The following is a 22,220-nucleotide window of genomic DNA, read 5'->3' as shown; positions in this document are numbered from 1 at the left end:
CCGCCGGCAGGGCGGCGCGGCAAGGAGATCGCGATGCTCGACCGCCGCCACTTTCTCGCCACCGCGACCGCCGCGGTCGCCATGCCTCGCCTCGCCCGCGCGGCCGAGCCGCTCGTGCTGTGGGGGCCGCCGGCGACGCCGGGCCTGCTGCTCGTCGCGGCGGCGAAGGACCCCGCGCTCAAGCGCTTCGCGGAGGCGGTCGAGGTCAGGATCTGGCGCACGCCGGATGAGATGCGCGCCGGTGTCTCGTCGGGCGGCATGAAGGCCGTGGTGGTGCCGAGCTATGTCGCAGCCAATCTGCACAACCGCGGCCTCGGCATCCGGCTCGCCAATGTCCTGACCCACGGCCTGCTCCAGGTCGTGGCGCCGGCCGGCACAGTCGACTCCCTAGCCGACCTCAAGGGCAAGCGCGTCGCGGTGCCGTTCAAGAACGACATGCCCGATTTTCTCTTCCGCCGCCTGCTGGCGGCGCAGGGCCTCAAGCCGGAGGAGCTGACCATCGACTATTCCGGGACGCCGCCCGAAGCGGTCCAGCTCCTGCTCGGCGGGCGCGTCGATGCCGCCCTGTTGTCCGAACCTGCGACCTCCGGCGCGATCCTGCTGTCGGGCTTGCGCGCCAAGCCGCTGGAGCGGGCCGTCGATTTGCGCAAGCTCTGGGCCGCCGCGACGGGGCGCCCGAACATGCCGCAGGCCGGCCTCGCCTTGACCGACGCGCTGACGAAGCAGATCGGCACGGAGGGCATCGCCGCGCTCCAGCGCGCGATCGAGGCGGCCCTCGGCACGGTCATCGCCGATCCCGCGGCCGTCGCCAGCGAAGCCGCGCCCCTGTTCCAGCTGCCCGCCCCCGTGCTGGCTCGCGCCGCGCCGGTCAGCAATCTCGCGGCGCAGACCGCCTCGGCGGCGCGTCCGGACCTGGAGGCGCTGTTCGCGGCGCTCGCCGCGGACGATCCGCGCATCATCGGCGGCAAGCTGCCGGGCGACGCCTTCTACGCCCTGTGACGCGATGCGCTATAGGCTCGCCTTCCTCGGCTGGGCCGGCCGCTATCTCTGGTCCGGCTGGGCCGGCGCGGCCGGGCTGCTCTGCATCGCCGCCGCCTGGCAGGCCGGCCACGAGCTCTATGGTTCCTTCATCCTGCCCGCTCCGCTCGAAACCGCACGGGAAGTCGCGAAGCTGGCGGGAGACGAAGCCTTTCGCCATGCAGCGCGCCAGACAGCCGAGCGCGCGGGGCTCGGCTTCGCGCTCTCCGTCCTGATCGGCACCGCCGCGGGCATCGCCGCGGGCTACTCCTTCGCCGCGATGCGCCTGATGCGCCCCGTGGTCACCGTCATCCTCGGCGTGCCGCCGATCGCCTGGATCGTGCTGGCGCTGATCTGGTTCGGCGCCAGCGGCGGCACCGCCGTGATGACCGTCGTCGTGGCCTCGCTGCCGATCTCCTTCGCCGGCGGCCTCGAAGGCGTCGCCACGCGCGATCGCGGGCTCGACGCCATGGCGCGCTCCTTCGGCGCCGGCGCCTTCATGCGGCTGCGCACCGTCACCGCCCCGCACATGGTCTCGTACCTCTTCCCGGCCTGGACGACGACGGCGGGCTCGGCCTGGAAGGTCACGGTGATGGCGGAACTGCTCTCCAACGCGGGCGGGCTCGGCGGCGACCTCGCCAGCGCGCGGGCGCTGTTCGATATCCCGCGCGTCACCGCCATCGTGCTCGTCACCGTCGGCTTCGCGCTGTTCAGCGAATATGCGCTGCTCCAGCCCATCCGCGACCGGTTGGAGCAATGGCGCGAGGCCGGACGGCCCTGGGGCGTGAAGCGATGAGGCTCAAGCTCGACCGCATCGGCCACGCCTTCCTCGGCAGGCCCGTCTTCGAGAATCTCTCGCTGGCTCTCGGTGACAGCGAGGTCGTTGCGCTGGTCGGCCCCTCCGGCTGCGGCAAGACCACCGTGCTTCAGATCGCCGCCGGATTGATCGATCCGCTGCGTGGACGGGTGCGCCGGCATTATCGGCGGCACGCCGTCGTCTTCCAGGAACCGCGTCTGCTGCCCTGGCTGACGGCGCGCGACAACATCGCCTACGGCCTCGCGGCTGGCGGGATCGGCAAGGCCGAGCGCCACGCCGTGGCCGAGCGGCGCGCGGCCGAGGTGGGCCTGTTCGCGCGTGATCTCGACAAGTATCCAGCCGAGCTTTCCGGCGGCATGCGCCAGCGGGCGGCCGTCGCGCGGGCGCTCGCGATCGACCCCGAGATCGTCTATTTTGACGAGCCCTTCACGGCCGTCGATGTCGGCCTGCGCCGTGTGCTGCAGGACCTCGTCATCGCCGCCTCCGCCCGGGAGAAATTCTCGGCCTTCTTCATCACCCATGATCTCGCCGAAGCGATGAGGCTGGCACATCGCATCGTGGTGCTCTCGGGCCGGCAGGAGGGGATCGTCGCAGAGCGCGTGCTCGACGGCGCTCCGGGCGAGCGAGACGACCGTAGCGTGTTCGAGACCGTGCAGGCCTGGGCGGCCGATCCCGCCTTTGCCGATCTGTTCGACGGCGACAGGCAATAGCATGACCGAGCCTTCGCCCGGGCGCGTCGACGTCACGCATCCACTACTCGCCGAAGCGCTGAAGCTGTTCTTCCCCGTGGCGGCAGCCCATGCCGTGCTGCTGCCGCTGATCTGGGTGACGCTCTTCACCTTCGACCTGCCCTTCGCGCGGCAGGTGCCGCCGGGGCAATGGCATGCACATGAGATGATCTTCGGCACCTATGGCGCGGCGCTCGCCGGCTTCCTCGGCTCGGCCATGCCGGAATGGACGGACACCAAGCCGCAACGGGGCCGCGCGCTGCTGCTCCTGCTCACGTTCTGGCTGCCCGGGCGCCTGATCGGCTTCGTCGGCGCCGATGTGCTGATCCTGCCGGCGGCGCTGACCGATCTGGCCTTCCTGAGCCTCCTGCTCGTCTTCGTTACCCGCCCCTTGATCGAGCGACGTAGTGCGCGCCATGGCTCCTTCGCGCTTTGGATCATTCTCTTCGCCCTGATCGAGCTGGCGATCCGCGTCGCCTGGTTCCTGGGAGAGACGGCATGGTCGGCGCGGCTGCTGCAGGCGGCACTTGCCGTCTTTCTGGTCTTCCTCTCGCTCGCCATCGCGCGCATCAATGTCGTCGTCGTCAACCATGCTCTCGATCCGACCGGCGAGACGACGCCCTACCGGCCCCATCCCGGCCGCCAGAACCTCTCCGCCGGGCTGGTCGGGCTTCAGCTTGTCGCGGCGCTCGTCGCGCCGGATTCGGCCGTGCCTGCCTGGCTCGCGCTCGCCGCGGCGGCCGCCTTCTTCGACCGGCTGGCTGAATGGTTCATCGGACGTGCCGTGTTGCGCGCCGAGGTTCTGGCACTGGCAGCGGCCAATGCCAGCGGAGGCGTCGGCTTCCTGGTGATCGGCCTCGCCGGGCTTGGTGCCCCGGTCGCGCCGACGACGGGGATCCACTTGCTCTCAATCGGTGCGCTCGGGCTCGCGGTGATAGCGGTCTTCGTCATCGCCGGCCTGCGCCATAGCGGGCGCGATCTCGTGCTGCCACCTCTGGCCAAGCTGGCGCTCGGGGTCATGGCGGCGGCAGGCCTCATGCGGGTCCTGCCCGAACTCGGCATCGGCGAGAGCGTGCTCGGCCTGCACTACCAACTCTCTGCAGGTCTCTGGTCTGCATCCTTCGCAATCTGGCTGATCGGATTCTGGCCAATCCTCAACAGCCGCAGGGGAGCCGACGGCTGCCAGCCAGACTGAGCACCTTAGGATGACTCGGCAGGTCGACTTATCGGTTCGGATCGCGCCGTAAAAGGCGTCTACCGCACGGCAGACCGGAACAGCTGGCTCCATCACCAGTTTGGATGGATAGGGTCCAAGCGAAGGAGAGCGAGATGGCCAATGTAGGCGAGAATGTGAGCGAAACGAATCTTGAGCAACTTAAGATAATATTCAATACGCTCTATCTTTGCCTTGAATTTGCAATGAAGCATATCTCAGCCCGAGAGGGCAGCGAGGCTGCGGCTGACTTCAAACGCCAGTTGCTGGAGGCCTTGACCACCGGCGATATCAACATGGCCTTGCTGGAAGAAAACAAGACGTTCGACATCGTGGTGTCAAAGATTGAAGGTCTGGGGAACACATCAGCGTAAGCCAGTAGCCTGCACGAGCCCAGCTAAAGACGGCCGGGCTCCTTTGTGATTTCCCGGAGCTCGGCATCGGCACGAGGCTGCTGGGCCTGCACCTTCAGCTTGCCTGCAGCTTCCGGTCAGCCACCTTCGGAGGCTGGGTGATCGGCTTTTTGGCCGATCCTGAATTCATCGAAGCGCGAAGACTATGGCTGCGCCAGATCAGGCCCGGGCGACTGAGGCCGCCTTCGGTGCGATGCGAGCGCCGGTCAGGACCTGCCAATAGGCCAGAGCGAAGACGAGGAAGGCCAGTGACCAACTCAGCCCGGCCACATGCAGCAGCGTCGTCGGGCCATGGCCAAGAGCCGAGCAGATCCGCGCAACGCTACCGATAACAATCATCAGATAGCAGGCCTGAGTCGCGCCCGTCGCCACCAACGCCCGGCCAGTATGGCCGAGACTGGCGCGAGACATCACGGCAAGCGTCATGGTGCCGAAGGCTCCGGCAGTCCAGGCGTGGATACCAGCGCCCGGAGCGACAAAGCCGAGACTTGCCAGCGCTGTCAGGGCAAAGCCCGCGGGCACGAACAAATAAGCGACATGGAGGATGACGAGCAGCGGATTGCGCCAGGACCGATCACCAGCCCAGCGAGCCAGCCTGAAGAGGTGGAGCCCCGCGGCAAGCAGCATGGCGACACCGGTTGCGGCATTATCTGGCACGGCAACCCACAATGCGAGCGCGACAGCGGTAAGAGCGAGGACGATCTTGTCGTAAGTACCGAAAGGCACCGGCATCCGCCCTTCGCCGCGCTGCGCCAACCAATTTCGCGTGAAGCTCGGCACGATGCGTCCAGCGATCAGCACGACTAGCATCAGGATAACAGCAATCGCGAAGCGACGGGCGAAATCGGCGCTTCCCATCAGCCCTGCCTCGAGATGGAAGGCAAGGTTCGCCATCAGTAGGAGCCCGACCAGAACCACGACCTTGAGATTGCGCCAGTTGCGCCCCGCTAAGATCTCGCGCGCAGCTGCTCCGGCGAGCAGTAAGAGGAACATCGCGTCGATCGCCATGGCCAGGCGCCAGCCGATCGCAGCCGAAGCCCAGACCGCGAGACGTCCGGCGAGCCAAGCGAGAACGAGGACCAGAAGCGGCCTGCCCTGGACCGGCAACCGGCCAGTCCAATTCGGGATGGCGGTCAGTAGGAAGCCGCCGATCGCCGCGGCCTGGTATCCGAACAACATTTCATGGACGTGCCAATCCACCGGCGCGAAGGCCGTCGGCACGATGATATGCCCTGTGACGAAAGGCAGCCACACCAAGACCGTAAGCCCAGCCTGCAATGCCGCCAGCAAGAAGAACGGCCGGAAGCCGTAAGACAGCAAAGCCGGCCCCTCATAGGCGCGCAATCTCGGTATGGGTGCCATGGGCCCCGTCCTTCCCGCGGCCGGGAAAGATCCGGCCGCGCCCCTTTGTCGGGTTTCGAGTTACTGCGCCTTGGCGACTTGGTTGGCCTTGGCAACCAGGTCGGCAAAGACCTGCTTGGCCTTGCCGGGATGCTTGGCGGCCGAGGCAGCTTCCAGATTGGTCGGTTCGCCGACCACGATCAGCGCGACCATGCCCATCCCGTAGTGCGGCTTGCACTTGACGCCGTAGACGCCGTTCTCCTTGAAGGTGACGGTGATGTCCTCGTTCATCTTGCCGGCGAAAGGCTCCACGCCGGTCGGCAGCATCTCGGGGATGCTCTCGGCATTGTGGCTCTTGTCGGTCGCAATGAACTTCACCGTGTCGCCCGGCGCGACCTTCACCAAGGCGGGCTCGAACACCATTGCCCCGGCAGCGCCCTTGTTGAGCATCTTGACCTCGATCTCGGCCGCGTTCGCGCCGGCCGCGGCCAACGCCATCAGTGCGCCGGCCAGAATCGTCCTGAACATCTGTCTTCTCCGTTGCTGCAGCGGGCTCATCAACCCCTCGCTGCAGCGCGACATTAGTCGGAGCGGACCGGCGTCAAGTTGCGAAAGCGCAAAGATGCGATGCATTGCACGGACGATTTGCGCGAACCTCTCGTCACAGTTCGCGTAGCGCCGCAGCGCCAGCCTCAGCACTGCGGGCGATCTCGACAAAGAGCAATGCGAGTTCCTCGAAAACGCTGCGATCGCTCTCCGCCTCAGTCAACAGATCAAGATCCGAAAGAAACGAGAGCAAGGCGGCGATGCGCTCCTTGTGATCGCGGGCTGCAGCGAGTTGCCGACGCGACTCTCGCCGACGTTCGAGGCGATCGAATCGTTCCAGCGCCCCGTCGAGTGTCTCTCGGCAGGCGCAATTCAGCTGCTCCGGCCGCAGCACGCGGCGCAGTCGGCCGATCAGCTCGCTTCCAGGCGCGGCCGAAGCACCACGCTCCAGCGCTTGGCGCGCTCCCTTTCCCAGACCGCGATCCATGACCGCCTCCTTCCGTCCCTGGCGGTTCAACACATCTCGCCCAGGCCTGCCCCGCTAGCCCCCATCCGAACGTGCCCAGCAGCGCCGTGCAGGAAGCCATTGGCCAGCGGCACGTCGGGGTAGATCTCCGAGAGCCGGCGCTCACCCTCTGCCGGCCCAATTTCCCCGTCGATGACCTCGCGGAATAGGCGCGCAACCGCGACCATGTCGCAGTCCTGTGGTGAGAGCCGTAGCGAGGCGACCCCGGCTTTCCGTAGGGCAGGGATGTCGAGGAGCAGGCTGGTGCAGCCATGCGATAGGGTCTGCACGCCGTTGACCGAAAGGAAGCCCGCGCCATCTATCGTCGTGACCGGCATGCCGTCGGGGTCCTGCTCGCAAACGAAGCGGCAATTATCCTTGGTCAGGTTATGCGCGCGTGCGTGGTAGCAGCGCGCCGAGATCGCCAGCGGGATCTTGCCGAAGGCGAACACCTCGATCGCCAGTTGCGGCAAGGCGGCGGCGATGGTCGCTACAGTCGGCAAGGCCAGCTCGGGCGGCAGGCAGATGCGCATCGCGCCGCGCTCGGCCAGGAAGCCTGCGGCAGCCTCGTTGTAGACATTCACGAAGGGGCCAACCGCAAAGGGCTTTTCAGCTAGGGAGGCGAGGCAGGTCAGATCATTGATCTCGACCTCGGCATCCTGCGCACCCATCAATTCGCGGGTCTGACGGCGCTCGCGCGGCAGCGAGACCAGGATCAGGCTGGCATGCAGAACCCGTTTGCCCGCGGCCTCCAGCCGCTCGACGACACCGGCGATGTGGTCCTGCTTGAACGGCGTCCGTTTGGAGCAGACGACCTCGCCGAGCACGACTGTGCCCACCGGCGCCTCATCAGCGATCCGGTAATAGAAGTCGCGCCAACGGTCCGGCGGCCAATGATAAAGCACGGGGCCGAGGGTGAGTTGCATCGCCGATGATCCTTCCTGCGATCCGAACCGGCTAGCGCCAGCCCTTGCGATAGGCGCCGACCGTGCTCGCCTGCCCCTCGGCCAGCGCAGCCAGGCTCGGAGTGTGCGCGCTGCGGCCTTCATCGAGCCCGGCCAGAATGCCGCGGAAGGAGCGCACCACCCCGGCGATGTAAGCGCGCCCACGCTGGCGCCCCTCAATCTTGAGCGCGGTGACCCCGGCGTCGCGCAGGGCCGGCAGCATCACGGCGGCATCCAGGCTCACCGGCTCCTCAAAAATGTAGCCGGAGCCTTTCGGCGTCGCGAACCGCCCTTTGCACAGGGTCGGATAGCCGGCTGGCTCTCCCTTGCGGAAGTTGTTGATGGTGAAGCCACCCAGGGTCGACTGGATGCGGCCGTCGCGTTCGGAATAGGCGACATGGCTCGCCGGCGAGCAGACGCCGTTCATATTCGGCGACTGGCCGGTGGCGTAGGAGGACAGCGAACAGCGCCCCTCCTCCATCACACACAGCCCACCGAAAACAAAAACCTCCGTCTCGCAGGTCGACTCGCGCACGATCGAGGCGATCTCCATCACGCTGAGCACGCGCGGCAGCACGACACGGCGCGCCCCAAAGCTCTCGGCATAGAAGCGGATCGCATCAGGATTGGCCGCACCCGCTTGCACCGAAACATGCAGCCGCTGGCTTGGATGGCGACGAGCGGCATAGTCGAGCGTCGCCAGGTCCGCCAGGATCAGCGCATCGGCCCCGGCCGCGACGGCATCGTCGATCGCCGCCTGCCACAACCCGAAGGAGCCGGCCCGGGCGAAGGTGTTGATCGCAACCAGCACCTTGACGCCATGGCGGTGGGCGAAGGCGATGCCCTTGCGCAGTTCGTCGCGCGAAAAGTTGAGGCCCGGGAAGTTGCGGGCATTGGTCTCGTCGCGGAAGCCGCAGTAGACCGCATCGGCGCCCGCCGTGACGGCAGCCTCGAGGCTCGCTGGGGTTCCTGCCGGACAGATCAGTTCCATGGACGCTCTCCCACCGACGGCTGCGGCCGCAGCCGTCGGCGCAGCTCCTGCGCCACATGGTCTCCGAGCGGTCCGAGGTCGCGAAGCAGGATGCGGCCGAAATCGATCCGGGCATCATCCACGGCGTTGCGCAGCGCGAGCGCGGCGGCGACGTCGCCCTCGATCCAGAGTACGCGGGAGAAGAACAGTGCATCGCCGTCGAGCGTCCCCTCCGCCATACCAATTAGCCCGGAGAGTGGCCCGCGGATGCTGGCGTCGAGCCCTGCCGGTAACTCCCGGACGGCGCGCGCCAGCGGTCGGCGCGGCTTCGGTTCCAGCACGAAGGCAAAAGGCAGATCGGTCGGATCGATACCGAAGCGCTTTTCGGTGTGCTCGCCAAGGCGATCATAAAGATCGGGATGGGCCTGCCCGATGCGTGACAGCATCAGCGCCAGAGCCGGCTGCAGCGGCGCGAGCGGCAGCGGCGCCATGGCGCGCGCGAACCATGGCGGCAGCACCGGCACACTCGCCGGAAGCTCGGTCATCTGCGGATCCGTCATCGATCACCTCCGGAGGCAAATTAGGCACCCGGCCGGCCTGCTCATTGTTCCCGCACAAAGACGGCTCCGAAATATGCGGGTCATGGTCCGGCAACCGGAGCCCCTACCCTTGCCGATCCGCAACCTGCCCCGCTTCCGCGACCTCAGTGCCTTCCTCACCCATCTCGACGCGGCCGGACAGTTGCGGCGGATCTCCGAGCCGGTCAGCGTCGTGCACGAGATCACCGAGATCCACCGCCGCGTCATCGCCGCAGACGGCCCGGTGCTCCTGTTTGAGCGTCCGATCCAGCTGGATGGGACGGTCTCACGTATGCCGCTACTGACCAATCTTTTCGGCACGGTGGAGCGTGTCGCTTGGGGGCTTGGCGTCGAGGAGCGCAACCTCCCCGCGCTCGGCCGCATGCTCGCGGAACTGCGCGAGCCCAGGCCACCGCGGGGGCTCGCCGAAGCCTGGCAGGCCTTACCGCTGGCCCGCGCCGCTCTGTCGATGCGTCCACGCGAGCACCGGCGCGCACTAGTTCAGGAGCTGGTGTTCCGGGGTGACGCGATCGACCTAACGGCGCTGCCGGTGCAGCTCTGCTGGCCAGGCGAACCAGCCCCGCTGATCACCTGGCCGCTTGTGCTAACGGCTCCGCCCGAGCCGTCATCCGAAGACGAAGGCAATCTCGGGGTCTACCGCATGCAGGTGCTCGGCCGCGACCGGGCCATCCTGCGCTGGCTCGCCCATCGCGGCGGCGCACGCCATCATGCGCAATGGCGCCGGCTCGGACGTGAGATGCCGGTCGCTGTCGTGATCGGCGCAGATCCGGCAACGATCCTTTCCGCCGTGCTGCCGCTCCCGGAAACGGTTCCGGAGATCCGCTTCTCCGGACTGCTGCGCGGCGAGCGGCCAGCGCTTGCCCGTTGCGTCAGCGTCCCGCTATCGGTTCCGGCCGAGGCAGAGATCGTGATCGAAGGGCTGGTCTCGCCCGACGATACCGCCCCCGAGGGGCCGTTCGGCGACCACACAGGCTACTACAACGCGGTCGAGCCCTTTCCCGTGATGCGGGTGACGGCCGTGACCATGCGGCGCACGCCGCTCTATCTCTCGACCTTCACCGGCCGAGCTCCGGACGAACCTTCGCGTATCGGCGAGGCGCTCAACGTGCTGTTCCTGCCGCTGCTGAAGCGGCAGTTCCCCGAGGTGGTGGATGTCTGGCTGCCGCCGGAAGCCTGCTCCTATCGGATCGCTGTCGTCGCCATTTCCAAGCGCTATCCCGGCCAGGCGCGGCGCCTCATGCTCGGCCTGTGGTCGTTGCTGCCGCAATTCAGCTACACCAAACTCGTGATCATCGTCGATGCCGACATCAACCCGCGCGACTGGGCGCACGTGATGTGGGCCGTCGCTACCCGCGCCGATGCGAGTCGCGACCTCGTTACCATCACGGACACACCGATCGACTATCTCGACTTCGCTTCGCCGAAGCCCGGCCTGGGAGGCAAGCTCGGCATCGACGCCACCAACAAGCTGCCTCCGGAGACCGAGCGCGAATGGGGCCGGCCCATGGCGATGGATCCGAAGGTCGTCGCCCGTATCGACCAACTCTGGCCCGCACTCGGTCTGGTGCCTGCCCCGGGAGCTCCGCGATGAGCCAGTTGCGTGTCATTGTGGGGATAAGCGGGGCCTCAGGCGCAGCGATCGGGCTCCGGGTGCTGGAACGTCTGGCCGAGACCGACTTGATCGAGACCCATCTGGTGATCTCTCCGGCAGCCGAGCGGACGCTTGCCGCCGAGATCGGCCCGGAGGCGCCGACACGGGCGCGGGATCTGGCCTTCTGTTGCCACGATCATCGCGACATCGGCGCCAGCATCGCCAGCGGCTCGTTCCGCACGGCTGGGATGATCGTCGCGCCCTGCTCGATGCGCACGCTCTGCGCCATCGCCTATGGCCAGCTCGGCGATCTGCTGGTGCGGGCTGCCGATGTCCAGCTCAAGGAACGCCGCCGGCTGGTGCTGCTGGCCCGGGAAAGCCCGCTGCATCTCGGCCACCTGCGGGCGATGGCGCAGGTCACGGAATATGGCGGCATCGTCGCGCCACCGGTCCCGGCCTTCTATCTGAAGCCCGGTGACATCGCCGCCGTCGTCGACCAGATCGCGCTGCGTGCAATCGGCCTGCTCGACCTCGGCGTCGCCCAGCCGGCGCCGGTCGAATGGGCGGGCGGCGTCGCCTGACGCGACTCAGACGGCGCGGCTGTACTTGCGCGGAGGCTGGTCGAGATGGGCGTCGAAGACCGAGGCCACCTTGCGTACGAAGAGCCGTGCATTCTCCGGCAGCAGCACGCGGCTTCCGTCGAAGTCGATCACGCCCTCGCGCGCCAGTTGGTCAAGCTTGCGCAGAGCAGGCACGAGAACCTCCGGTGCGACGGAGTACTGGGCACGGACGGCATCGATATCGACAGAAAGATCGCACATGACCCGCTCGATCAGCTCCGCGCGCAGGCGATCCTCGGCGGATAGGCGATAGCCCTTGGCGACTGGTAGTGCGCCGTCGGCGATATGTTCGGCATAGCGGCCGATAACCACTTCGTTCTGGACATAACCCTGCGGCAACCGCCCGATCGCCGAGGCGCCGAAGCCGATCAGCGCCTCGCAGGGGTCGGTGGTGTAGCCCTGGAAATTGCGGCGGAGCCGGCCCTGCGACAGGGCCATGGCCATCGGGTCGTCCGGCCGGGCGAAGTGGTCGAGGCCGATGCGGACATAGCCCGCCGCAGCGAGGGTTTCGGCCATCGCCTGCGCCTGCACGTGCCGCGCCTCCCCGTCCGGCAGGTCCGCGGTCGCGATCCGCCGCTGGTGTTTCTTGAACTCCGGCACATGGGCATAGCCGAAGATCGAGAAGCGATCCGGCTTCATCGCCAAGCATTGCTCGACCGTGTCGAGGCAGGACTGCAGCGTCTGCTTCGGCAGGCCGTAGATCAAGTCGAAGCTGACGGCCGTGATGCCGGCGCCGCGCAGGCCCGTCACCACCGTCGCGGTCTGCTCGACGCTCTGGATGCGGTTGATCGCCTTCTGCACGGCGGGATCGAAGCTCTGCACGCCGAGGCTCGCGCGATTGACGCCGGCCGCCGCCAGCGCCGCCGTCATCGCCGGCCCGAGCCGGCGCGGGTCTATCTCGACCGCGATCTCGGCCCGCGGATGGATTGCGAAACGCTGACGCAGAAGCGCGACCAGCGCGACGAAATCGGCCGGCTCCAGAATAGTCGGCGTGCCGCCGCCGAAATGGACATGGCGCACGTCGACGGGCGCGGAGAGCTGCTCCGCGACCAGCCCGATCTCGCTTCGCAAGGCCGCGAGATAGTCGACGATTGGGCCGTCGCGCAGAGCCACTGTGGTGTGGCAGCCGCAATACCAACACATCGAACGGCAGAACGGCACATGCAGATACAGCGAGGTCGTCGTTCCCACCGGAAGCTGCCTTAACCACCCCTCATATGATTGCGCATCGACATCGGTGCCGAAATGCGGCGCTGTCGGATAGCTCGTATAGCGCGGAAGGCGCTCGTCTCGGTAAGGCGTAGCCTGCATCGGGGCGGCTCCGGTCGGCCGTTTCTGGTGGTTTCTCCATAGCCGGCGCGCTCACTGCCTTCTTTGACATGCTGCAAACTGGCAGCGCTCGGAATGATCACCTCTTCGCGCTGAACAGGCATTCGTGACCCACAGTGTTGATGTAGAACCCCATTAGAAAGGTCGCGCTCCTCCTCATTAGACATGTCACTTTTTCCTCGGCGTTGCGGCTGAGGATTTGCGGGCGATGACGGTGCTGTTGATGAGCCGAACGGAGATCGATCGGGTTCATGTGCTGAAGGATCTGCTGGCGGAGCGGATTCGAACGGGCGAAGCGGCACAACTGCTCGGCGTGACCGCGCGCCAAGTCTTTCGGCTGTTGCGCGCCTATCATGATGGTGGCCCGGCGGCACTGGTCTCCAAGAAGCGAGACAAGCCGAGCAACCGATCCTATCCGGCCTTGGTTCGGACGCAGGCCATCGCGTTGATCAGGGCCAACTACCTCGATTTTGGGCCGACGCTGGCGGCCGAGAAGCTCGCCGAGCGCCATGGACTTCGGCTGGGCGTTGAGACCGTGCGACGCTGGATGATCGCCGACGGGATCTGGCGCGATCGCCGGGAGCGGCTCAAGCCAGTGCATCAGCCGCGCTATCGGCGCGACTGCGTCGGCGAGCTCGTCCAGATCGACGGTTCGCAGCATTGGTGGTTTGAGGACCGCGGTCCGCAATGCACCCTGCTCGTCTTCATAGACGATGCGACCAGCCAGCTGATGCACCTGCAATTCGTCACGGCGGAGTCAACCTTCGACCATTTTGCAGCGACGCGGAGTTATCTGCAGCGCCACGGCAAGCCGGTGGCGTTCTACTCGGATAAGCACGCGACATTACGGGTCAACAAGGTCGGCGCGACCGGCGGCAACGGCATGACCCAGTTCGGCCGAGCGCTGGATCAGCTCAACATCGACATCATCTGCGCCAACGTTCCGCAGGCCAAAGGCCGGGTCGAGCGCGCCAATGGCACGCTGCAGGACCGGCTGGTGAAGGAACTGCGGCTCGAAGGAATCTCCTCGATCGAGGCTGGCAACGCCTTCCTGCCTGGCTTCATGGACGACTTCAACCGACGCTTTGCCAAGATTCCCTTCAACGACAAGGATTTGCATCGCCCGCTCGCTGAGAACGACGATATTGACGAGGCCTTCGCCTGGAAGGAGGAGCGGACGATTTCGCAGAGCCTGACACTGCAATATGACAAGATGCTATTCATCCTCGAGCCAATGCCGGTGACGCGCCCCCTCGCCCGTCAGCGTGTCACGATCTACGACTATCCGGATGGTCGGTTTGCGATCCGGCACCAAGGCCTCGACCTGCCCTATCGGACATTCGACAAGGTTCAGCAGGTTGATCAGGCCGCGATCGTCGAGAACAAGCGGTTAGGTGCGACGCTGGCCTACATTGCTGAGCGCCAGAAGAAGCTCAACATGTCACGCAGCGGCCGAGCGCCTCGACGGCAGGGGCAGGGCAAGAGCATCTTCAAAGCGGGCTAGCGAAGCGAAGCCGCCGGACAATCAGTGGCTGTTGTTGCATCTCTTCTAGCGTGACAAGTTCAACGCCGGGAGGTTCGCATATGCCGTCTCCAAAGCTAGCCACGCTTGCCATCGTAACGACGCTGCTTCTTGGGCTAACGGCAAATGTGAATGCTGAGGAACTCGTCCAGTTCCCCTCGATCACCTATCGCCTAAGCGATTTTCAAAAAGCGCGAGCCAAGGCTCGCGGAGAAAGTGGTGAGAATCCTCCGGGGCTTGCGATCCCAGGCTATCTCACGAAGCCAGATGGGACCGGCAGGCACCCTGCAGTGGTGGTCCTACATGGTTGCGGTGGGTTGGGCGCCTCGCATCGGCAGGAAGCCGAGACGATCCGCAGCTGGGGCTATGTGACTTTGGTGCCAGATAGCTTCACCCCGCGGGGCATGAAAGACGCGTGCGTTGTCGAACGGCGCGATATGGCGCCGCGCGTTGAGGACGCCTTCGGTGCGTTAGCCTACCTAGCCAAGCTCCCTTTCGTCGACCCAACGCGCATTGCGGTCGTAGGCTATTCGCATGGAGGCGGGGTAGCGCTTAGGATCGCAATGCACTCTCGAAGGGGCATCTACGAAATGCCCGATGATCTCGGCTTCAAGGCGGCGGCGGCCTACTATCCTCCATGCGAGATCGTTTCGGAGAGCCTGGCCATCCCGACGCTCATCCTGATCGGCGATAAGGACGATTGGACCCACGCAGCCCGCTGCGAGGCAATCGCCCAGAGGGATGCCGGAAAGCATTTGAGGCTCACCCTGTTTCCGGGGGTGTATCACTCGTTCAACTTTCCCGTCTTCAAGGAGCCACGTCAGATCTACGGGCACTGGAGCAAGTTTGACGAGGAGGCCACTAAGCGGGCGACGTCCGAACTCCGCGATTTCCTTGGCAAAGAATTGGCTCAATAGACGGATATACTCGCAAATCTCACACCCACCCGCGGCCGAGAGCCCCTGCCCGGTCGGCCGCTTGTAGTGGCGACGCAGCGCGGCTGAGCAACCCTGACCAGCTCCGCCGCGCTGCTTGAGCTGGCTGGAAAGCCGGCCCGAGTGACATCTCTAACGAGCACAGAACGAGACTTGTCTAACGAGTTCTGACAGTTGAGCCGAAAGGCCCCAATCTTAGACGCAATGCTCCTCGCCACCTCGGCAGCGCCGTGCGGGCAACAACATCATCCTTCTCTGGTCCACATTAGGAAAGCGGAGATGCGCAAAAGGATTTTCAGGATAAACGGCAGCGCGTATGCCACGGAATGCCTCCTCGCTTGAAAATGACATTGTCGCGCTGTCTTCGCTGAGGTTTTTTGATCCGGGTCAAACGCTCACAAATTTGCGCCGCTTCGGCACCAACGCATGGTCATTCGCCAAAGGTGGAAGGACCCGTTAGATCGAGCCTGATGATCCGGCGGCACGACAAGTCGCGGCCAGGGTAAGGGTGGTAGGATATGGCGTCGGCGTACGCCCATGCGGTTGCAGGCGACGCTCGCCCCGATGGCAAGATGATGGGTTCTTGCCGACCCCTCCGACGAGAACGTGTCAACCCTGACGCTCGCTTAAGTTGCCTCCGGTCCGATCGCGAGCACAGCTCGCTCGTCAGCTTGAGTGTCTCCGGCAAGCTCGATGTCCCCACTACTGCTGGTGGTTGGCCACCCGTGGTCGAAAGCGACAATGAACTGACCTCGCAGAAATCCCGCCATGGCAGGCAACCACAGAGCCAGAACGAGAAGCCTTATCCGCGGCAGTACAAAGCACCGCGTGTTATGGCCAACGCTCGACCGAGCTCCCCTTCGCGCCCTTGTTCTCTTCCGCTGCCGCACCAATTTGCGCGCGCCGTGGCGTCGCTATATCCACAACAGATTAATATTCGTTGCTGTATGGCAAACGCCTGATTAGCCATCTTCTTGCCGATAACAAAATTGCATCGTAATTCTTATATTAATTGAGAATTAACCAAGCACACCTCGCGATCGAACGGCATATCGTCTATCATCATACTTCAAATTTGAACCACTTGAGGGCACACGCCGGCTCCCGAAAGAGAGCCCGAGAGGCGAGGTCGCGCATGTTCATCCGCGTTCTGGACTGCATACGAGCTGATCATGATGTGCGGCTTGTCCTCTTCGCCATTCTCGTCTCGCTGATCTCCGGATTTGCTCTCTTCGTCGTCCTTGGCCATGCTCGCATGCAACAGGGCCGAGCCCGCCATGGCTGGGCGGCTATGGCGGCATGCGTTGCGGGCGGAGGCATCTGGGCCACGCATTTTGTCGCGATGCTCGGCTTCTCTCCGGCTATCGCCACTGGCTACGACACCACATTAACTTTTGCATCGGCCCTGTTAAGTGTCCTCATCGCCGGCATGGCGATGCCGCTTCTCCTCTCAGCCGTCTCTGCTAGTGCCTTGGCAGGGGCGCTTGTCCTCAGCTTCGCAATTGCCTCCATGCACTTTACCGGCATGAGGGCGCTCGTCTTCGCCGGATCGCTCGAATGGGATCCGGTCCTCGTTGCACTCTCCATCAGTTCCGGCGCCCTCCTGGTCAGCATTGCGATTGTCATCGAACGTCGTTCCGCTTCGGTGTGGCACCGATACGCTGCGACCGCGCTGTTCGGCGCTGCGATCTGCAGCCTTCATTTCACGGCTATGGCAGCCGCTTTGCTCAAAACCGATCCAAGCCGCATCGTTGCGAATGGCGATTTGTCGGAGGTTCTGCTCGGGCTCTTCGTTGCCATGGTGATGTCCATGATCGTCATGCTCAGCCTGGTCACCGTCGTCCTCGATAAGCGCGCCCTTCGAGCCGCGGCCGACGCTGCCCAGATGCGAAGCATGATCGCAGCCGCCAGGACCGGCATCGTCCTTTGCCAAAGCGAAATGGTAGTCGCGGCGAACCAAGCCTTTGGCAGCCTAGTAGGCATGCGACAGGACGAGATCGAAGGGCGACCGCTGGCGAGTTTTGTCGCTGGGACGATCTCCGATACAGACGATCGAATGGGCGATCCAGTTGAAGGCGAGCGGCGCCTGATCACTGGCGACGGGATTCGCATCGACGTCGCGTTTTGCACGACGCCCATCCCCTCTTCCGGTCCACCGCTGCATTTGATCGAGGTGCGGGATATTCGTGCGGAGAAGACGGCGCGAGAGCGCATGGCTCATCTGGCAAACCATGATGCCTTGACCGGTCTGCCAAACCTCCGGCTGTTTCGCGCCGAGCTGCAAAAATCGGTCGAAGAAGCCGCCATCCGTCGTGGCGACCTCGGCCTGCTCTGGCTTGATCTCGACCATTTCAAAGAGATCAATGACACCCATGGACATGCCGCAGGCGACGCACTTCTCTGCTCCGTCGCCGAGCGGTTCCAGTCTGCCTTGGGCGGACAGCATCTGTTAGCTCGTATCGGCGGCGACGAATTCGCGGTCCTGTGTGAAACTGGGCAGAGATCTGGCGATCCGGCCGCCATAGCTAGGCAGCTGCTGGCGGTGATGGCGCAACCGCTCCAAATCGACGGTCACCAACTCCACGTCGGTTTGTCGATCGGTCTCGCAATGTATCCGCAGGATGCCGATTGCGTTACTGCACTCATGCGCAAGGCTGACAACGCTCTTTACGAGATCAAGAGAACCGGGCGTGGCCGCTGGAGCCGTGCCGCTTGAATTCTCGGTGAAGCCCCGCGTTGCTCAGCCGATCCGGCAGATGTCCGAGCGGACGAGGAAACGGCGCTCGCGGCCATTGTCGAGGGAGAACATGCCGCCGCGGCCGGGTACGACGTCTATGGTCAGCGCCGTGTGCTTCCAAGCCTCGTATTGGGCGGCACCGATATAGAACGGCGTTTCGCCGATCGTGCCAAGCAGCACGTCGCGGTCGCCAAGGATGAAGTCGCCGCGCGCATAGCACATCGGCGAAGAGCCATCGCAGCAGCCGCCCGACTGGTGAAACAACACCGGGCCGTGCTCGGCGATGATCTCGTCGAGCAGCGCGATGGCGGCAGGCGTCGCCCGGACCAGGGACCTGGTCCCGCCCGTCGGTTCGGGAGAGGCCTGCCGCGTCATCGTCAGGCTGCCAGGTCGAGCACGATGCGGCCCTCGATCTGGCCCTTATGCATCCTGTCGAAGACCTCATTGATGTCCTCAAGCTTCGCCGTCGCTACGGTCGCCTTGACCTTACCGTCGGCGGCGAAGTCGAGCGATTCCTGCAGGTCGAGCCTTGTGCCGACGATCGAGCCGCGGACCGTTATACCGTTCAACACCATGCCAAAGATGTCGAGCGGGAAGCCGCCCGGCGGCAAGCCGTTGAGCGCGATCGTGCCGCCGCGGGCAACCATGCCAATCGCCTGCTCGAAGGCCTTGGGGCTGACCGCGGTCACGAGCACGCCCTGAACGCCGCCGCCGGTCTCGCGGCGGATCACGGTGCGGGGGTCTTCATTCCTAGCGTTGACGGTGACGGTCGCGCCCAGCCGCCTCGCCAGATCGAGCTTGGCGTCGTCAATGTCGACCGCGGCGACGTTGAGGCCCATCGCCCTGGCATATTGCACCGCCATGTGGCCAAGGCCGCCGATGCCGGAGATCGCGACCCAGTCGCCGGGCTTGGTGTCGGTGACCTTGAGCCCTTTGTAGACCGTGACGCCGGCACAGAGCACCGGGGCGATCTCGGTGAAGGCGATGTTGTCGGGCAGGTGGCCGACATAGTTCGGATCGGCGACGACATATTCTGCGAAGCCGCCATTGATGGAATAGCCGGTGTTCTGCTGGGTCTCGCACAAGGTCTCCCAGCCGCCGAGACAATGCCGGCAGTGGCCGCAGGCGGTGTAGAGCCAGGGCACGCCGACGCGGTCGCCCTCCTTGACGTGCCTAACGCCGGCGCCGACCGCCGAGACGAAGCCGACGCCCTCATGGCCGGGGATGAAGGGAGGGTTCGGCTTCACCGGCCAGTCGCCCTCGGCGGCGTGGAGATCGGTGTGGCAGACGCCAGAGGCCTTGATCGCGACCTGGATCATGCCCGGGCCGGGTTCGGGCACCGGCACCTCGTCGATCGTCAGCGGCTTGCCGAACATCCGCACGACGGCGGCCTTCATCGTCCTGGCCATGGCTTTGGAACTCCGTTTTGAGAGACGGGGCCGGGACGTCCAGAAAAGCGGGTCCGGACGTTGCTGGCCCTCGATGCATGGTGAGCGCGGCCACGGAGGGGAGCCTTGATGCAACGCAAGCTGCGCCACGATCGGCTGCCCTCCCGGCGGAGATCAGAAGAAGCCGAGCTTCTTCGGGGCGTAGCTGACCAGCAGGTTCTTGGTCTGCTGGTAGTGGTCGAGCATCATCTTGTGGTTCTCGCGGCCGATGCCGGACTGCTTGTAGCCGCCGAAGGCCGCATGGGCGGGATAGGCGTGGTAGCAGTTGGTCCAGACACGGCCGGCCTGGATGGCCCGGCCGAAGCGATAGGCGCGGGTGCCGTCGCGGGTCCAGACGCCGGCACCGAGGCCGTAGAGCGTGTCGTTGGCGATCGACAGCGCCTCCTCATCGTCCCTAAAGGTCGTCACCGAGACGACGGGGCCGAAGATCTCCTCCTGGAAGATGCGCATCCTGTTGTTGCCGCGAAACACAGTTGGCTTGACGTAATAGCCCTCGGCGAGGTCGCCCGGCAGTTGGTTGCGCTCACCGCCGATCAGGACTTCGGCGCCCTCCTTCCGGCCGATGTCGATATAGGAGAGGATCTTCTCCAGTTGCTCGCCGGAGGCCTGTGCGCCAACCATGGTCGCCGGATCGCGCGGGTCGCCGAGCACGATCGCCGCGACGCGCTTCAGCGCCTTCTCCATGAAGCGGTCGTAGATCTTCTCGTGGATGATGGCGCGGCTCGGGCAGGTGCAGACCTCGCCCTGATTCAGCGCGAACATGACAAAGCCCTCGATCGCCTTGTCGAGGAAGTCATCATCCTCGGCCGCGACATCCTGGAAGAAGATGTTCGGCGACTTGCCGCCGAGCTCCAGCGTCACCGGAATTAGGTTCTGCGAGGCGTATTGCATGATCAGCCGCCCCGTCGTCGTCTCGCCGGTGAAGGCGATCTTGGCGATGCGCGGACTGGAGGCGAGTGGCTTGCCCGCCTCCAAGCCGAAGCCGTTGACGACGTTGACAACGCCGGGCGGCAGGATGTCGGCGATCAATTCGAGCAGTACTAAGATCGAGGCAGGAGTCTGCTCGGCTGGCTTCAGTACGACGCAGTTGCCGGCGGCCAGAGCCGGGGCGAGCTTCCACACCGCCATCAAAATCGGGAAGTTCCACGGTATGATCTGGCCGACGACGCCCAGCGGCTCATGAAAATGATAAGCGACGGTATCGTGATCGATCTCGGAAATGCCGCCTTCCTGGGCGCGGACGGCGCCGGCGAAGTAGCGGAAATGATCGATGGCGAGCGGCAAGTCGGCGGCGGTGGTTTCGCGGATCGGCTTGCCGTTGTCCAGGGTCTCGGCGAGGGCGAGCGTGCCAAGATTGTCCTCGATCCGATCGGCGATGCGATTGAGCAGCAGCGCGCGCTCGGCGGCGCTCGTGCGGCCCCAGCTTTCCTTAGCAGCGTGAGCGGCGTCGAGCGCGGCCTCGATGTCGACCGCGTCCGAGCGGGCGATCTCGCAAAGGAGTTGGCCGTTGATCGGCGAGCGGTTCTCGAAATAGCGGCCGGCAGCCGGCTCAGTCCATTTGCCACCGATGAAGTTCCCGTAGCGCGCCTTGAACGGCGAAGCTGCGGAATGGACGAATTCGGGCTTGTTCATGGTGACCTCCCTGGTGCGACGCTGACATCCGCGTCCTACCGGGAAGTGTCGCCGAAACCCCGCCGCTGTCAGCCCCGCTAGCGAAGCGGGCCTCGGCCAACTGTCTCACCGCTGCGACACTTGCAGTGCAATAATTCAGTGGGAGCGATCGAGCCCGAATTTGCCGAGCTTGCGATGCAAGGTGGCGCGCGAAAGGCCGAGCTGACGCGCCGCGGCCGTTACGTTGCCCCTGGAACGCATCAGGGCGCGTTCGACGATGACACGCTCGGCATGGCGCAGTTCGTCATCGTATCGCGTCTCGGCTTCCGCGTCGTCGCCGCTCGGAACTGGCATGCCGATCAGGCCGTCGCGATGGCGATAGGAATGGCGCGCGGCGCGGGTTGCGCCGATCACGAGATCGTCCTTGTCAACCGCCAGCAAGGCGTTCGGCGTCCAGTCTGCCGTGGGCGCCACGATAATGCGGGCCCGCGGAAAGGCGAGGCGGAAGGCTTCGGCTTCGATCCTGCGTGCGGCGTCGCCGACGGCCACGGCGACGAGGTTGACCAGGTCGTCGCCGAGATCGGCGCGGCAGGAGGAGACATCGAGCGCGCCCGCGATCTGGCCTTCATGATCGTAGATCGGCGCCGTCGTACAGGACAGCAACGTATTGCGGGTGAAGAAGTGCTGATTGCGGTGGATGGTTAGCGCCCGCTGCTCGACAAGGCAGGTGCCGATGCCGTTGGTGCCTTCGCTATCCTCACTCCAGACGCAGCCCGTCCAGAGTCCCCAGTTCTCGAAAGTCCCGTCCTCACCGGGTGCGCCGCGGCGCTCGACCGGAATGCCGTCCCGATCCGCCAGCAGGACGCAGCAGCCCATGCCACCGACAGCGAGGAAGAGCCGATCCAAGGTCGTGTGAGCTGCTTTCAGCAAGGGCGCGATGCGTTCGCGGGCGAGGGCGAGATCTTGGGCTCCGAGCCGCTGCGGCAACCGGCGCTCGGCCGGGTCGAGCCGATGCAGCGCAGCCGAGCGCTTCCAGGATGCGACAAGAGCCGACATCGCCGCCTCGCCTGCCTCGATGGCGACGTGGATCCTGTCCGCATGCTGACGCCGCTCAGGATGCTGCATGGCCTCCTCCCGGTCGTTCCTCGCCTTTCGCGGCGCCGTCTCATCGGGCCGAACCGCGGCTAAGCAAGTGCTGGGTGCGATGCTTCGCCGGCGCCTATAAGTCTCACAAACATGAGCAGATGGCGATCTAACCAAAAGTCGCGCGGTGGCAACGCCCAGGTCACACTCGCTTCGCCACATCACGCAACCTGTTTTCTATATTCTTAGCG

At 65.1% G+C, this 22,220-nt stretch carries 21 protein-coding genes; 10 read left to right on the top strand and 11 right to left on the bottom strand.

The annotated features are described in order from the left end of the window. Positions 1-33 precede the first annotated feature (33 nt). The 5 genes from GV161_RS14930 to GV161_RS14910 all read left to right on the top strand — a co-directional run bounded on the left by GV161_RS14930 (position 34) and on the right by GV161_RS14910 (position 4,149). Positions 34-999 (top strand): ABC transporter substrate-binding protein, encoded by a 966-nt coding sequence (locus GV161_RS14930; protein ID WP_152016440.1) that lies wholly within the window; start codon positions 34-36, stop codon positions 997-999. 4 nt (positions 1,000-1,003) lie between these two features. Next, complete coding sequence (locus GV161_RS14925; RefSeq protein ID WP_152016439.1) at positions 1,004-1,813, top strand: ABC transporter permease; 810 nt, start codon at positions 1,004-1,006, stop codon at positions 1,811-1,813. Further along, on the top strand, positions 1,810-2,544 hold the full coding sequence (locus tag GV161_RS14920) for an ATP-binding cassette domain-containing protein (RefSeq protein WP_152016438.1): 735 nt from the start codon (positions 1,810-1,812) through the stop codon (positions 2,542-2,544). Before GV161_RS14925 ends, GV161_RS14920 begins: the two co-directional genes overlap by 4 nt. Position 2,545: 1 nt before the next feature. Next, complete coding sequence (locus GV161_RS14915) at positions 2,546-3,757, top strand: NnrS family protein (protein WP_152016437.1); 1,212 nt, start codon at positions 2,546-2,548, stop codon at positions 3,755-3,757. 134 nt (positions 3,758-3,891) lie between these two features. Further along, entirely contained in the window at positions 3,892-4,149 is a 258-nt protein-coding gene (locus tag GV161_RS14910; protein WP_152016436.1) for a hypothetical protein, read from the top strand. A gap of 198 nt (positions 4,150-4,347) precedes the next feature. On the opposite strand, the gene GV161_RS14905 is transcribed toward GV161_RS14910, so the two are convergent. The 6 genes from GV161_RS14905 to GV161_RS14880 all read right to left on the bottom strand — a co-directional run bounded on the left by GV161_RS14905 (position 4,348) and on the right by GV161_RS14880 (position 9,054). Then, on the bottom strand, positions 4,348-5,550 hold the full coding sequence (locus GV161_RS14905) for an NnrS family protein (RefSeq protein ID WP_152016435.1): 1,203 nt from the start codon (positions 5,548-5,550) through the stop codon (positions 4,348-4,350). 60 nt (positions 5,551-5,610) lie between these two features. Further along, a complete protein-coding gene (locus GV161_RS14900; protein WP_152016434.1) occupies positions 5,611-6,057 on the bottom strand; it encodes a pseudoazurin in 447 nt (148 codons plus the stop codon). A gap of 133 nt (positions 6,058-6,190) precedes the next feature. Next, positions 6,191-6,562, bottom strand: a complete 372-nt coding sequence (locus GV161_RS14895) for a hypothetical protein (RefSeq protein ID WP_244664284.1) — start codon at positions 6,560-6,562, stop codon at positions 6,191-6,193. A 26-nt stretch (positions 6,563-6,588) separates the two neighbouring features. Further along, entirely contained in the window at positions 6,589-7,506 is a 918-nt protein-coding gene (locus GV161_RS14890; RefSeq protein WP_152016433.1) for a U32 family peptidase, read from the bottom strand. A 31-nt stretch (positions 7,507-7,537) separates the two neighbouring features. Next, a complete protein-coding gene (locus GV161_RS14885; RefSeq protein WP_152016432.1) occupies positions 7,538-8,515 on the bottom strand; it encodes a peptidase U32 family protein in 978 nt (325 codons plus the stop codon). Next, positions 8,506-9,054, bottom strand: coding sequence for an SCP2 sterol-binding domain-containing protein (locus GV161_RS14880; RefSeq protein WP_152016431.1), 549 nt, complete (start codon positions 9,052-9,054; stop codon positions 8,506-8,508). The genes GV161_RS14885 and GV161_RS14880 overlap by 10 nt, the downstream gene beginning before the upstream one ends. A gap of 109 nt (positions 9,055-9,163) precedes the next feature. Here GV161_RS14880 and GV161_RS14875 point away from each other — a divergent pair, with 109 nt between their 5' ends. Continuing rightward, positions 9,164-10,684: a UbiD family decarboxylase gene (locus tag GV161_RS14875; protein ID WP_244624221.1), complete on the top strand. Its 1,521-nt coding sequence runs from the start codon at positions 9,164-9,166 to the stop codon at positions 10,682-10,684. Continuing rightward, positions 10,681-11,265: a UbiX family flavin prenyltransferase gene (locus tag GV161_RS14870; RefSeq protein ID WP_152016429.1), complete on the top strand. Its 585-nt coding sequence runs from the start codon at positions 10,681-10,683 to the stop codon at positions 11,263-11,265. The genes GV161_RS14875 and GV161_RS14870 overlap by 4 nt, the downstream gene beginning before the upstream one ends. 6 nt (positions 11,266-11,271) lie before the next feature. On the opposite strand, the gene hemN is transcribed toward GV161_RS14870, so the two are convergent. Next, the gene (hemN, locus tag GV161_RS14865) at positions 11,272-12,615 is read right to left on the bottom strand and encodes an oxygen-independent coproporphyrinogen III oxidase (RefSeq protein ID WP_152016428.1); all 1,344 of its coding nucleotides are present in this window, start codon (positions 12,613-12,615) and stop codon (positions 11,272-11,274) included. 226 nt (positions 12,616-12,841) lie between these two features. On the opposite strand from hemN, the gene GV161_RS14860 reads away from it, so the two are divergent. The 3 genes from GV161_RS14860 (at position 12,842) to GV161_RS14850 (ending at position 17,806) form a co-directional block, all read left to right on the top strand. Then, entirely contained in the window at positions 12,842-14,137 is a 1,296-nt protein-coding gene (locus GV161_RS14860) for an ISNCY family transposase (protein ID WP_152016427.1), read from the top strand. A gap of 80 nt (positions 14,138-14,217) precedes the next feature. Then, positions 14,218-15,072, top strand: a complete 855-nt coding sequence (locus GV161_RS14855) for a dienelactone hydrolase family protein (RefSeq protein ID WP_152016426.1) — start codon at positions 14,218-14,220, stop codon at positions 15,070-15,072. Between the two features lie 1,153 nt (positions 15,073-16,225). Then, positions 16,226-17,806: a diguanylate cyclase gene (locus GV161_RS14850; RefSeq protein WP_152016425.1), complete on the top strand. Its 1,581-nt coding sequence runs from the start codon at positions 16,226-16,228 to the stop codon at positions 17,804-17,806. Between the two features lie 24 nt (positions 17,807-17,830). On the opposite strand, the gene GV161_RS14845 is transcribed toward GV161_RS14850, so the two are convergent. The 4 genes from GV161_RS14845 to GV161_RS14830 all read right to left on the bottom strand — a co-directional run bounded on the left by GV161_RS14845 (position 17,831) and on the right by GV161_RS14830 (position 22,011). Next, positions 17,831-18,202, bottom strand: coding sequence for a DUF779 domain-containing protein (locus GV161_RS14845; protein ID WP_152016424.1), 372 nt, complete (start codon positions 18,200-18,202; stop codon positions 17,831-17,833). Positions 18,203-18,204: 2 nt separating this feature from the next. Continuing rightward, the gene (gene adhP, locus GV161_RS14840; protein ID WP_152016423.1) at positions 18,205-19,236 is read right to left on the bottom strand and encodes an alcohol dehydrogenase AdhP; all 1,032 of its coding nucleotides are present in this window, start codon (positions 19,234-19,236) and stop codon (positions 18,205-18,207) included. 153 nt (positions 19,237-19,389) lie between these two features. Further along, a complete protein-coding gene (gene adh / locus GV161_RS14835) occupies positions 19,390-20,907 on the bottom strand; it encodes an aldehyde dehydrogenase (RefSeq protein WP_152016422.1) in 1,518 nt (505 codons plus the stop codon). 135 nt (positions 20,908-21,042) lie between these two features. After that, positions 21,043-22,011, bottom strand: coding sequence for a GAF domain-containing protein (locus tag GV161_RS14830; RefSeq protein WP_152016421.1), 969 nt, complete (start codon positions 22,009-22,011; stop codon positions 21,043-21,045). Between the last annotated feature and the right edge of the window lie 209 nt (positions 22,012-22,220).

The sequence above is a fragment of the Bosea sp. 29B genome (genome assembly GCF_902506165.1).
In the GTDB taxonomy this organism is placed as follows: Bacteria; Pseudomonadota; Alphaproteobacteria; order Rhizobiales; family Beijerinckiaceae; genus Allobosea.
The sequence above is the reverse complement of the archived record's forward strand: the minus strand, read 5'-3'. Positions and strand labels throughout refer to the sequence as shown.